General features: G+C 60.1%; 4 protein-coding genes. 1 reads left to right on the top strand and 3 read right to left on the bottom strand.

Annotated features, from left to right (window positions below; translation table 11 throughout):
* Positions 1–9: 9 nt before the first annotated feature.
* Complete coding sequence (locus YWU_RS0101280; RefSeq protein ID WP_027019051.1) at positions 10–3,327, bottom strand: helicase-related protein; 3,318 nt, start codon at positions 3,325–3,327, stop codon at positions 10–12.
* A 127-nt stretch (positions 3,328–3,454) separates the two neighbouring features.
* Entirely contained in the window at positions 3,455–9,736 is a 6,282-nt protein-coding gene (locus tag YWU_RS14440) for a DUF4011 domain-containing protein (protein WP_051259866.1), read from the bottom strand.
* 347 nt (positions 9,737–10,083) lie between these two features.
* Here YWU_RS14440 and YWU_RS14435 point away from each other — a divergent pair, with 347 nt between their 5' ends.
* Positions 10,084–10,569: a PACE efflux transporter gene (locus YWU_RS14435; protein WP_084141501.1), complete on the top strand. Its 486-nt coding sequence runs from the start codon at positions 10,084–10,086 to the stop codon at positions 10,567–10,569.
* A 293-nt stretch (positions 10,570–10,862) separates the two neighbouring features.
* Here the strand turns inward: YWU_RS14435 and YWU_RS0101265 are convergent, their stop codons facing one another.
* A complete protein-coding gene (locus YWU_RS0101265) occupies positions 10,863–14,276 on the bottom strand; it encodes a pyruvate carboxylase (protein ID WP_027019050.1) in 3,414 nt (1,137 codons plus the stop codon).
* Between the last annotated feature and the right edge of the window lie 36 nt (positions 14,277–14,312).

The following is a 14,312-nucleotide window of genomic DNA, read 5'->3' as shown; positions in this document are numbered from 1 at the left end:
AGTCGAGCATTATTTCACTCCCATTGAGGCCACGATGTGGACCGGTTCGGCCGCTTTGTCTGTGGAAGAGGTCAGCTTGTTTTCGGCGTGCATGTGAGTCAGAAGTGTCAGCAATTCGACATCAGTTGCTTGGTTGCGGCGGGCGCGGCGTAGCACGTTTGTGGCCGTTGACGTCAGAGGTCGCTCGTACAGTGAGTCCAGTGCCTGCCGTTGTTCCGGTTTCTCCCAGAGTCGAGGTTGGGCGCCTAACCGGTTCCAGATGATCTTGCGTTCGCCTCGTAACCGTCCGGCAGTGTTCACGGTAGGTACCAGGGAATCAGTCACGAGCTTCTCGACGAGGGAATCGTGGTTCTCGAGCATCTCTACTCCCGGTGTTTGCGGGGACGACTCGAACTTCTCCAGGGCTTCGTGACCGGTCAGAAGCTTGGTTCGTCCAGACTCAGAAATGAATCCGTAGGCTTCGAGACCAGACTCTGTAGAGGTGAAACACACAACGCCAGGCTTGTCTCGGTCAGTGATCGCAGAGTTCGTCGGCCTCGTGGCATCGATGAGATCCGGCAGCGCGATGATGCGGTTCCGCAGCTCCTCATCGTCTTTTGTTGCCTTGTGCCAGATTTCGAAAGCGAGGGAGCCAGCATCGACATCATCGCCAACGTCGACATCAGACAGCTCCCCGTTGAACAGCTCGCTGATTGTGCTGACCTCGGCGTCTGTACCGAAAAACTGTTCATCGGAACCAAAGGTCTCTGCGTTTTGGGAAAGTCGCGTATGGATACGCGAGCGCAGACCCAAAACCTCTTCGATGCTGTCGTGCATCAATGAGTAAATGAGGACTTCATCTGATTCCTGGCCGACGCGGTCGACGCGGCCGGCCCTCTGAATCAGCTTGATGATTGCCCACGGCAGATCGAAGTTGATGATGACGTGGGAGTCCTGGAGGTTCTGTCCTTCACTGAGGACATCGGTCGCAACCAGAATCCGGAGCTCATCCTCCGGATCCACCGGTTCTCCGCCCTTGTTGGTGCGAGGAGAAAACCTACGGGCAAGCTCAGTCGGATTTGAGGTTTCGCCGGTAGCCGCTGCAACCTTGTCAAAGTCTAATTTTTGGAGCGCATCGGCCAAATAAATTGCCGTGTCTTTATATTCAGAGAAGATGAGGACCTTGTCATCGGGATGCTCCTCCATCAGCAGACACGCCAGTTCACGGAGCTTCGTGTCATCCTCGATAACCCACTGTCCGTACCGGTGAAGTTGCTTCCGGATAGCCTCGGTGTCCTCAATGAGATTCTGGTGCAGCTCCGGTGTGAACAGTCCAGGGCGAACCCAGTTGATCCCCTTCGGCTGCTCGGCCTCGATAATGGTGTAGTCGCCCGCAATGCCGAAGAAGGAATCTCCAGGAGTTTCCGCGCGCTGGAGCATCTCAAGATCGGACTCATCCTCACTCAACGTCGCCGGATCGAGCGTTCCTGCAGGAAGGTCTTTGCCATTCTCGATCGCATAAAGGAACAGCTCGTTGCGGCGAAGGTGACGGAGCAAAGACTGCCGGAACGAATGACCACAGGAGGATAAACGCTTGTAGAAGTTGGTTCGAACGAAACCGGCTACCTGGCCACGGGAGTTCTCGAAGTCTGTAAGGATCTTTTCTTCATCGGCTGATGCGCGGCGCCTGGCATCGGCGTTGATGTATTTCGCCAGGTCATATCGAGCCAGCTTGAGGTTCTGGATCATGTCCAGTGTTTCGTCATCTGTCATCATCGAGGCAGGATCATCATCATCGAATCCAAGCGAGACGGGTATGGCAGTGCGCTTCGGGAAAGTGAACCGATCACTAGGGGATCCGTCGGCGTTTTTGTACTGCATGTAGCGCACACCGTTGTCATCGATTTCGGTGTAATTCTTGATGACGAACGACCGGGTACGGCGGATGAGGTGCTCGCCCATCAGTCGCTTCCAGTCGCCAGGCTCTTCCGACTTCCGGAACGCAGCAAGCGTTGACTCGCCGAACTCCAGCTTGTCCGCTAGCCGCGGGTTCTGTTCTAAAGCGATGGACGGCGACAGCCCGAGATCCTCATCCTCGTCGAGGTACAGCGCCAACTGATTCGCCACATCGCTGTAACGGAGGTTGTACGGAGTAGCGGTCAACAGCAGAACGTGCGAGTCATTCACATGCAGGTATTGGTGGATTGCGTGGTAAGCCTGGGTTCCCTCATTGCGCAGGGTATGGGATTCATCGACGATGACGAACCGGTGACGTGGCAGCTTCGGAAGGATCTTGTGCGCCATCGAATACGGAACGACCCGGCCGTTGAGGTTGTACTCCGTCAAGTGCCACTCCCACATCTCTACCAGGTTCTTTGGGCAGATGATGAGGGGCTGGAACCCGTGTTCGTCGCGAAGCATCATTGCCACCGCAACTGCAGAGAGGGTTTTCCCCAGACCCACAACGTCACCGAGCATCGTTCCGCGACGGTGCATGATGCGCCGGGCAAGAGTTTTCACCGCTGTGGTCTGGTACTCGAGCAGGATGTTGCCGATCGTCGGATCGATCTCGTATTCGTCCAGTCCATCGCGCACATCGCGGGACATCGTGTAACAGACCTTGAGGAAAACATCGTAAGGGGAGCGAGGCTTGGGGCTCGCCCAGCTCTCGTCAATGAGCCCCAAGAGGTCTGCATCAATATTCAGCGATGACCGGTCATCCCACAGATCCTGGAACCACTTAGAAAGTTGGTTTGCGGCAGACTGGTCCATGACATCGGTGTTCAACTCCAAATTTCCGGTCAAGCCTGCTTTGGTGAAGTTGGAAGAACCAAGGATTCCCACCCGTGGGGCAGTCGGGTCATCACGGTGAAACACGTAGGTCTTGCCGTGCATTGGCTGACGGGTATAGACCTTTACCTCAACATGGCCGGCTGCGACGAGTTCACGCAGCGATGCCAAGGATCGGCGATCCTCAGGTGTTGGGAATCCACGCGCCAACTGCTCACGAAGGTGCAGTATCAGCTGGGCGCGTACTTTCTGCTGACGTTCTTTAAGCCCCAGCGGAGTTCCGACACCGTTGATTTGGGCATCAAGTGACTCGATTAACTCACGGTGCTGATTTGGAAGCACCATGCCGATGAGCAGCCTCAGTACCGGTCGTCCAATAGAATCATTGATTTCCCGGTTGCGGGCATGTTCGACAATCAATGTGTCAATTGCTGCCCATCCCCGTAACGCGAAGTACCCGGTCGCGATGTCAATCGAATGAGTTGGCGCAGGTCCAAAGGTTTTTAGAGCGGAAAGCAGCTGGGTGTCTTCGGAGAGGTTGTCATAAATGCGAGGCAAGAGTAGACGCTTTCAGGGGTATTTCGGCAAGAGAATCAAGACGATGTGATGGATGATTTCACCAGTGAATCACCTTATCTGACAGCCCCGTTCATTTATGGCGAACGGGGGTTCGAAGAACTGGACGCTATAAGAGCTCCAATGCTTCGAAGATCCGAGTGCGTGCCGTGGTAGTTAGTCTGGTGACACCGAAGACAGCGAGGATCTGCCGATACAGTTGATTGCTGTCATTGGGATCTGTGGCGCTGAGATCGGGGTGTTCTGCCAGAACGATTTTCGCGGCATTAGCGATCTCGTGAATGGAGATGTCAACGATGTTGCGTCCTTCAGAGCGCCGGTAATGGTTCCAGTCCGTTGGACCTGTGGCAGTGGGCCAGATGAACTCGACTCCGTGCTCATCGTGGATGTGTTCCGAAGGAAGTAGCGGGTTGATTACCGTCTCATTCATCTTCCGAGAGGTCTTCTGTCGGCCGAAACGCTTCGCGATGGTGCTCTGCAACGTGTCTAGGCGCATCGGTGCGTGGTCCTCCAGTATCAGGAGCACCTCGGCGCGGACCTGCTTTGCGCGTTCTCCTTCGAATCCTGCTTCCAACTCATCTCGCTCGCCGATGATCTCGTGGCTGACCGGGGCAAAAGGAACTTCAGTGGGCAGAGCGGGCGGTGCCTCTGGCGAAGTGTCCGCCGTGTCCGCCTCGTCACTGAGAGAAATGTCGAGCATTCCGGCGGACTCGCGGAATGCTGCAGCCTCCGGAGACTTAGAGGTATCGAATAGGTCAGGGTCTTGCTGCCGAGGTTTCGCCGGAGCTGTCGCTATTGCTGGCACCGGGGCGGGCTGGGCCTTGGCACCCGGAGGATCAAACGGGTTGTCTGAGGCCACAATGACGATGTCGGCTTCGTCAGTTTCATTCCATGAATCTTCCTCGATTACCCAGGCAGGTGCGTCATCTTCGTCAGATGAAACCTCACCAGACTCCGCGACCCGGTTTTCCTCTGTACGCTCAGCGACGTCGGTGGCATCGATCTCGGAGGCCCCAACGCTGGAGGCCCCGGCAAGTTCGGCCTCTTCTGCCTGCTCGGCTTCCAGTTCAGCTCGGGCCTGTTCTTGGGCTGCCTCTTCGGCGAGGCGCTCGTCTTCGATGCGCTTGCGCTCTTCAGCGAGGACCCTCTCGGCCTCAGCGAGGGCTTCGGCGCGCTGCTGGTCGAGGTCGTTGATTCGCGAGGAGGCGTCCGCAAGCGAGGCTTCAATACGCTCGATGACCGCATCCGGGTTCTTGATCCACTCTGGCAGCCAGACGCGCACGGTGGCTGCCCACTCCATGATGGCGCCCAGGAGGTTCGGGGTCAGGTCACGGTCGGCGACGGTCGGCATGGCAGCCCACTTCTGGCCGTCGGTAAGAATTGCGGCGTGCCAGCGGTCATCGTCTGCGGGACGAACCACCAGGTCAAGGGTGAAGGACGAAAGGCCGAAGTCCTTTTCTACTACCCAGCCACGGTCCTGCAAACGGGCCGCGATGTGGTCCCGGACGGGGTTGATGTTGAGGCCGGTGGGAGTGAGGGAGGCGTCGGGAAGCGAAGGGGTTTCAATGGCAGCCTCGAGGTACGCGCGCAAGTGCGCCATACCCACCGACTTCGTGCGCGAGACATCGATCTCATTCGGGTCGAAGGAACAGAAAACCTCGACCTCCTTGCGCGCACGAGTCACTGCGACATTAAGACGACGCTCGCCGCCGGCACGCGACAGCGGACCGAAGTTCATCGGCATCGCCTTGCCGCTCTCGTGCTTCGAGAATGCGGTGGAGAACAGAATCACGTCTCGCTCATCGCCCTGCACGTTCTCCAGGTTCTTCACGAAGATGCTGTCCGGACCCGGCTGCAGGCGCTTCTGCACCAGCGGGTCATCAGACTGCTCCAGCAGATCCAGGACGAGGTTGCGCTGAGGCATGTTGAAGGTGACCACACCGATCGACTCGTGGCCGGTCACGGGGTTATTAATGCGCTTCACGACGCTCTGAACAATCGCCTCCGCCTCTACCGGATTCGTCCGGAGCAACGGGTGCTTCTGCTCGCGGATGAACTGGCCGTCCACGCGCGTGACCGAGACGCCGGCATCTGGGATGAAGCCAGGGGAGGGCAGGCTGGAGAGGTTCCCCTCGTAGTAGTGCTCATTAGAGAAGGCGATGAGGGCCTCGTCCTTGGAGCGGTAATGCCACGACAGCCACACCTGGGGCAGGCCAGACTCAACGGCCTCGGAGAGAATCGACTCCAGGTCCGCGATGTCGGCCATGTCGTCGTCAGAATCAGGGTCATCTTCGTTGGTCGCGACGGCCTTGCCGATGCGGGTCGGCGGCATCTGCTTGGAGTCACCAACGATGACAGCGGAACGGCCACGGCCGAGCGCACCCATCGCCTGATCGACGGTGACCTGGGAAGCCTCATCGAATACGACGATGTCGAAGTCGACGGCACCCGGGGCAACGTAGGTCGCCAGGGATGCGGGGCTGACGAAGAAGCACGGTGCGACCGACAGAATCTCGTCACCGAATTCCTGCAGCAGGTTCCGGAAGGACTTGGCGTTTCGCTTGGCGTCGAGCTGACGGCGCAGCAGAGCCGGCCGGCCGTCGAGACGGTCTGGTCGGAACGGACGCTGGCGGAGCAGTTTCGCAGGCAGCGCGCGGACCGACTCCTCCTGAACCTTGGCGATGGCTGCGGTGAGCTGGGCAAGTTCGTTGTCCTTGAGTTCCGGATGGAAGTCATCAAGCCGGAAGCGAGTGCCGCGTTCAGTCACAGAGGCCTGGGCGATGCCCCGGCGCAGTGCGACGTCGATGTCATTGGGCGGGATCTCTCCACGCTCGATCTGTCCGACAAACTCGGTCAGTCCAGCATTGCGCAGGTCGGACGTGGCAGTGGACCACTGGATGATCCGGGCCGGAGCTTCGGCACCGGAGGCATCGATGTCACGCTTCCACGCGTTCGCCGTGGTGAGCCACGCGATGACCCAGCTGTTGTTACCTCGCCAGTTGTAGATGGATTCGTCGGTGGCACCGAGGGCCACGACCCAGTCGAGCCAAGCGGTCCGAATGTCACGAAGGGTGGTGGACATGTCGTCGGCCAGTCCGGAGGAGCTGAGATCATCCAAGATTTGCAGAGCATCTTCATGCTTACGGGACATCACGATCGCTTCGACTATGTCCTCACCGAACTGCCACAGAGCAGCCGGAAGCGCGGGGTCGAGGACTGAGCGGGCGTGCATCGGCTCGGCGCCGGGGATCTGTTCCAATTTGGCCTGCAGCTCCGCGGCGGCAGCGCGGAGCTGCGGCAGTCGGCCCAACTGGATCTCGATCTGGTCCGGGCTGAAGGCCCCGTCGAGGTCGAGTTCGGCGGCATTCGCTGGCACGGCGATGCGCAGGGCCTGCTCGTAGGCCGCCATGCGCTTCTTTTTGCCGAACATGCCACGGCGGGTCTCTGCGATTGCTTCCAGGATTGGTGCGGTATCGCCGGAACGGATGAAGGCCGGAGAGAACAATGACTGCGCCTGAGCCAGTTCCTGGCCGAGGCTGTTGATCTCAGCGGCGAGGGCTTTTACGGCCTCTGGGGTGTGGGTGAGCCGATCAATCTGCTCTGGTGAGAGACGCTGATCCTCAGGGATCTTCTCGGCTTCCTCGAGGGTGCGGAGGAAGTCGTCGAGGTCGTCGCGCTCCAAGTGGGGGACGAGCCCCGAGGCCTTGGAGACAATACGGCGCTGCTTCTCGAGCTCTTCCCAACGCTTGAGAAGGCTGGGGCGAATCTCTGAGCCTGCCAGTCGCCACCGGTCTACCGCACTGAAGTCCATGATCTTTGACAACGGCGCCAGGTCTGCCGCGATGTTTCGGAGATCATTGAGAGACAGCGTCGGATCGGCGACGAAAGACTCAGGGACGGTGGCGGCTGGTCCGTCACCCATGTCCATCAAAGTGGTGGTGGCTGACCACAACGAGTGGTCGACACCATTGAGGTCGTGGATCTGACCGGGGTAGTCCGAAAGCGGTGCGAGCCTGGTGCGCAAATCTGCGACTGCAGTGTCCCAGGCATGGGCCCCGTAGTAGACCTCAGCGTCGATGGAGTCCTTGAGCTGCTTTTTGATGGCCGCGGGTTTCTGCTCCACGCCGTGCAGATCCAAGGTGAACGGTGCCAGACCAACCCTGGCTAGACGCTCCTGCACCACGTCGAGTGCAGCCTGCTTCTCGGCGACGAAGAGCACCTTCTTCCCCTTGTCCAGGGCGTGGGCGATGAGGTTAGTGATCGTCTGGGACTTACCAGTTCCCGGAGGTCCCTCGAGCACGAAACTGTACCCCGCCGCGGCAGCTGTAATTGCCTTTAACTGGGCGCCATCGGCGGGGATGGGCAACGCCAGTTCAGCCTCCTTGACCTGGACATCACGAATGTCGATGGCTTCACCACTCGGCCCAACTGCCGCTGGGTCCGAGAACTGTGCACCCGCCTTCGTGGTGATGTGATTGAACACCGGAGACCCCATGAAGTCCGACCAGTTGTTCTGCAGGTCCTTCCACATTCCGTAGGTCGAGAACTTCGCGATGATGAGACGGGACTTTTCAATCACGGTGAACGGCAGCTCAGCCTTCACCAACGCCTCGGAGATCTGCGACAACGCGTATTCGATGTCCAAGCCTGAGTCGTCGAGCTTCGGTTTCGACAACGCTTCGATGGTCACTCCGTGCACCTGGCGCAGCCACTCCACCAGGGAGTAGTTGGGGCTCGCCTCGACGGAGGTATCCACCTGAATCTGGTACCTGGCCCGCCCCTTTCCTCCGACGATCTTCACCGGAATGAGGAACAACGGCGAGTACGCGGGCTTGCCGGTGGTGTTCGTGTGTACCAATGCACCGAGCGTCAGGTACAGGTTCGCCGAACCAGTCTCCTCGGTGTACGTGCGGACCAAGCGGGTCAGGCTCCGGAAGTAAGTGTCGTACCGGGCTCCCGACACATCTGCATACAGGCGATTGCGGTCAATCAAGTCACCTGCCAACTGCTCATTCGGCAACTGCGTGACGCGGTGGATGCCCTGCATTCGGCGGTTGTCACTGACATCGTCCGAAGGGTGAATCGCGATCTTCTCACCGGCGTGGATCTTGTCGTCGAGGTCAGCAAGCGTGTCTTCCGGCAGCAGGAAGTCCAGAACCTCCGGCCCCTTCTTCACGTTCAGCAGCCGATTGCGCAGTGACAGATCCAGCAGTTCGCGCTTCCAAGCCTGCACTCGGGCAGGGCTTTCGTCAGTGTCGTCGCGGAATGCAGTCTCACTGATATCGCTAATGAGTCCGGTGTCGGGGAGGTCCCATGTGGATTTGGAGGCGTCGATAAGCCTCTCTTCTTCGGTCTTTGGCGCGGAGCGATAGGGCAATGGACGCATGCCATTGCGGTGTGCTGATTTCACGTCGATGAGGCCCTGAGCACCCTTGTCCTTCAGCGCTGCGCGACTGCGATCCACCACCTGGCGGAAGCCCATGTCGTTGTAGAACATCGCATCGATCGGCAACACGCGTCCGGAGCGTAGATAGTTGTTAATCGCGGTGTCCTCCAGCAACACCGGCGCCGGCAACGGATCCTCCGTCATCAGCACACCAGCCATCGCGTGGCCCGGCACCATGATGATCACCGGATGCAGCCCACACTGCTCAGCAACGGCGGCAAACGTCAGGGAAAGATCGATGCACGTACCGAACCGCGACTCCAGGACATCCGACGACGATCTAATGCGCTGACCGGTGTTCTCGAAGGAGGCCGGCGGGTTGATGTAACGGATGTCCGCGGACTGCAGCGCCTGGTACACCGCGCCGGTGATCTCCAAGACGCGCTGCGGACCTGCCTGGTAACCGCTGAGGGAAGCGTCGCCGGTTTCCTTCTGCAAGATGTCTGCTGCTGCAGACAGCACCGGTACAACAGCGGCCGCATTCGGCTGCACGAAAGCGGCCAGCGACTCGTAGTAGGAGGGCGAATTGAACCACTCATTATCGGCGAGGACGCGAAAATCAATTTGCTTCACGACGTTTTCCTCACCCACCCTCACCTCCACACTCAGATCCGCCGGACCTTCCAGAGAGTCTTCTCGCGTGAGCGTGACGGGAACGCGAGTCTGGTCGTACGGTTCGATAATTCCCTGCTTGCCAGGGGCCAACGGAGTCAGCGCTAGCGGACCGCTGTCGAAGAGCAAGGTGCCATTGGACTCGGCACGGATGACAACCTCGGCCGGCTCGCTGGAGCCTTCGGCTGTCTTGGCATTCGACACAAGGATGAACGGCACCACCGGAATGCGGTTGTGGGCGAGGGCGTAACTAGTGGCGCCCATATGGAAAACCGAAACGGTGAGGTCCCCGACCTCGACGTCGACGTGGTTGTACAGCCTGGAATCGAGCATCGTGCCTCTTGTCTGTGGGTCTCTGGGCCTGGGGCGCGGGGAAGTGCGTAATGGGAAAAATTCGGCATGGCAGGCGGGCTCTGCTGTTGCTAGCGGAGCCGCAGTAGTTTGCCCCCGGAATTCTATGACGTGTTCACAATATCGCCGCCCTCGACACTCCACGCGGGGTTAACCGTTTCGCTCCGTGCTTTTAGGCACACGTGTGCGACTCCACTGCCAGCGCGGAATAAACGTGTGAACGTCAATTGTTACCGTCTGAGGAAGGGTGCCCAGACGCCCGAGAAATACCCCGACATGGACGTGAACCTGAAAGAGGCTTCCCATGCATTGAGTTTGAGGAGGATTCCATGTCGCCCGTTGTCCGGCGAATCACTTACGCGGTGTCTTACGAGATCATCGCCATTATTTTTGTGACCATTGCGCTTTCGTCGCTCGGTCACGCAGGGGATAGTGCCGGTTTGGTGGCGGTGGCGTCATCGGCGGTAGCCCTGATCTGGAACTTCACGTTCAACACCCTCTTTGAGAAGTGGGAGATGCGCCAAGCCTCGAAGAAGCGCACACTGCGCCGGCGAGTGGCTCACGCCATCGGCTTTGAAGGCGGACTGGTCGTGTTCCTCGTCCCGGTGATCGCGCTGATCCTGGGAGTGTCCATCTACGAGGCATTCATCTTGGAGATCGGCCTGCTGATCTTCTTCCTCGTGTACACCTTCGTCTTCGCGTGGGTGTTTGACCTGATCTTCCCGCTGCAGCGAGATGCAGTGAAGTTGGAAGACACAGATGCTTCAGGGAGTTCAGAGTCCCCGGAGGCTGAAGCAGAGGCTTCGTCCAGGTAGATCTTTGCTGCCGATGCTGAGATGGCGTCGGGAGGCGAGAGCATGAAAGCCCGAGTGAACCTAGTTTCCTATGGTTCCCTCGGGCTTTTTCGTGGGGCGATGCTATGCCAGGCCCGTACAAGTATTCGTCACGTGACGAATTGGCGCAGGTCAGGATGGGAAAAGTTACCCGCTATGTTGCAATGACTTCCTCGCAAAGAGGCAGATCCATGGAAAAAATCGTCGAAATTGCAACACTCCGGGTAACTCGCTGCCACCGAGCGAGGTCGTCACCACCGACCCAGGGCCCGCTTTTAGGAGGGCTTGACTGAGATCAGCAGATCTCCGCCCTCCACCTTGGTTGGCTGGGTAAGAACTACGCGGTCAACGACACCGGCCACCGGGCTGGTGATCGTTGCTTCCATCTTCATGGCTTCGATGACTGCCACGGCGTCGCCGGCCTCCACCTCGGTGCCTTCGGTGACATTGACCGTGACGGTGCCGGCGAACGGAGCTGCCACATGACCCTTGGCCGAAGGATCGGCCTTTTCTGCGGTGGCGGTGACGGATTCGACGGAGAGATCACGCACGCGGATCGGGCGAATCTGACCATTGACGTTAGCCACGACCTGGCGCATTCCCTTGTCGTCGGGCTCACCGACGGCGTCCAAGCGGACCACCATCGGGGTTTCCCCGGCGATGCGGATGACGTTTTCTTCGCCCTCTTGCAGTCCATAGAAGAAATTGCGGTCGTTGAGGACGGAGACGTCACCGAAGCGGCGGCGGTGTTCGTCGAACTCCTCGGCCTGCTTGGGGAAGAGTAGACGGCTCAGGGTAGCGCGGCGGTTGGCACTGTCATCGCCGATGAGGTGGGCTTCCTCCTCCTGCGGAATCGAGACCAATCGGGGAGCGCCCGCGGCTCGGCCGGCCAGGGCTTTGTCGCGAAGTTCCTCGGGCCAGCCCCCGGGCGGGGTTCCCAGTTCACCGCGCAGGAAGGCGGTGACAGAATCGGGGATGTCGTAGCGCTGTGGGTCGGCGGCGAAGTCATCGACGGATACACCCGCGCCGACCAAGTGCAGAGCCAAGTCGCCGACGACCTTGGACGACGGAGTGACCTTGGTCGGGCGTCCGAGCAGTTCGTTGACTCCGGCGTAGGCGTCTTCGATCAACTCGAAGCGGTCGTCGAGACCAAGTGCCACTGCCTGGGTGCGCAGGTTCGAGAGCTGACCGCCGGGGATCTCGTGTCGGTAGACACGACCGGTCGGACCCGGAGTTCCGGACTCGAACGGTGCGTAGAGCTGACGGACCGCCTCCCAGTACGGCTCCATGTCACCAACAGCCTTCAACGACAGCCCGGTGTCGCGCCAGGTGTGGGCGAACGCCGCGACAATCGCCGACAGTGAAGGCTGAGAGGTTGTGCCGGAGAGAGGAGCGGAGGCGCCATCGACGGCGTCGGCACCAGCGTTCGCTGCCGCCAGGTAGGTGGCCAGCTGACCGCCAGCGGTGTCGTGCGTATGGATGTGTACCGGCAGATCGAAGTTACGACGCAACTCGGTGACCAACTTCGAGGCTGCTGCCGGACGCAACAGACCTGCCATGTCCTTGATAGCCAAGACGTGGGCGCCGGTTTCGACAATTTCCCCTGCCAACTTCAGGTAGTAATCCAGCGTGTAGAGGTCCTCGGCCGGATCTAGGAGATTTCCGGAGTAGGCCATCGCGACCTCAGCCACTGTGGTGTCAGTCTCCAGGACTGCGTCGATGGCGGTGCGCATCTGGGAGACGTCGTTAAGCGCATCGAAGATGCGGAAGATATCGACGCCGGAGTCGGCTGCCTCGCGCACAAAACTGCGAGCGACGACATCCGGATACGGCGTGTAGCCGACGGTATTGCGCCCGCGAAGCAGCATCTGAATGTTGATGTTCGGCATGGCCTGACGGATCGCATCCAGGCGCGCCCACGGGTCCTCGTGGAGGAAGCGCAGAGCAACATCGTAGGTGGCGCCGCCCCAGGCCTCGACGGAAAGAAGTTCCGGAGTCAGGCGTGCGGCGGCGGAGGCGGCGTCGACAAGCGCAGACGATCGCACCCGCGTGGCCAGCAGTGACTGGTGCGCATCGCGGAACGTCGTGTCAGTGACAGCAAGAGCCTTCTGCTCGCGCAGGTGCTCGGCGAACTTCTTCGGACCCACCTGCTTGAGGAGGTCGCGGGAGCCGCGGGGGAGTTTGTCGCTGGAGACGTCCGGAAGCTTGCGGTGTGGCGACGCCACATTGGGGCGCTCGCCGTGGGGGCGGTTGACCGTCACGTCGGCGAGGTAGTCGAGCAGACGGCTCGGCTCATCATCGGCGGGCGGAGCCTGCAACAGCCACGGGTGCTCGGCGATGAAAGAGGTGGCGATGCGCTCATTTTGGAAGTCCGGTTCGCGAAGTAGTGCGCGCAGGAAACCGATGTTGGTCGCAACCCCGGAGACAGTGAACTCTGCCAGGGCTCGCTGTGCGCGCAGCACGGCAGTGGCGAAATCCGGCCCACGACACGTCATCTTGACCAGCATCGAGTCGAAGTGGGCAGTGATCTCGCCGCCGAGGGATGCAGCACCATCGAGGCGAACACCTGCGCCGCCGGGGGAGCGGTACGCAGTGATCGTGCCGGTATCCGGGCGGAACCCGTTGGAGGGATCCTCGGTGGTGATGCGGCACTGCAGCGCCGCCCCATAAGTCTCGATCGTGTCCTGGGACAGCCCCAGATCCGCCAGGGTGGCGCCGGCAGCGATGGCCATTTGCGCCTTCACCAGGTCAACCTGCGTGACCTCTTCAGTGACAGTGTGCTCGACCTGGATGCGGGGGTTCATTTCGATGAAGACGTGGTTGCCTTCTTCGTCGACGAGGAATTCAACGGTGCCGGCGCCGACATAATTGATCGACTCACAGAAAGCCACGGCGTCCGCGCAGATCTGCTCACGCAGCTTCGGGTCCAAGTGCTGAGCAGGTGCGATTTCCACGACCTTCTGGTGGCGGCGCTGCAGAGAGCAGTCGCGCTCGAAGAGGTGCACGATGTTGCCCTCGTGGTCACCCAGGATCTGTACCTCGATGTGCTGCGGGTTGATCACTGCGCGCTCGATGTAGACACGGGCGTCGCCGAATGCTGCTTCTGCCTCGCGAGATGCCTCCGCGGCCAGAGACGGCAGTTCCTCGACATTGGGAATGAACCTCATGCCACGCCCGCCACCTCCGGCAACCGCCTTCACGAACAGTGGGTAGGTCTGGCCGTCGGCAGCAGCAACAAGTTTGTCGACGTCCTTCGTCGGTGCGGTCTCAGACAGCGTCGGCAGGCCGGCTTCTCGAGCGGCGGCGACAGCACGGGCTTTGTCGCCGGTCAGATCCAGGGTCTCTGGGCGCGGGCCAATAAAGGTGATGCCATGCTCTGCGCAGGCCCGGGCAAGAGCAGCGTTCTCCGAGAGAAATCCGTAACCGGGGTAGATCGCGTCGGCTCCGGAATCCTCTGCGGCACGGATGATCTCGCTGACGTTCAGGTACGCCTTTACTGGCGCTCCCTCCTCGCCGATCCGAACTGCCTGTGATGCAAACGAACGGTGGAACGAGGAACGATCCTCACGCGGGTACACGGCCACTGTCTTGGCGCCGGTTTCCACGGCCGCGCGGAAAGCACGGACGGCGATTTCGCCACGGTTGGCGACGAGGATCTTCTGGAACGTCGGTAACGAAGGTGTCGTCATGGTGTCTCCTAAAGAGGTACTTAGGTCACTCTGCAC

The organism is Corynebacterium sputi DSM 45148, assembly GCF_000427865.1.
Classification (GTDB): Bacteria; Actinomycetota; Actinomycetes; order Mycobacteriales; family Mycobacteriaceae; genus Corynebacterium; species Corynebacterium sputi.
The sequence above is the reverse complement of the archived record's forward strand: the minus strand, read 5'-3'. Positions and strand labels throughout refer to the sequence as shown.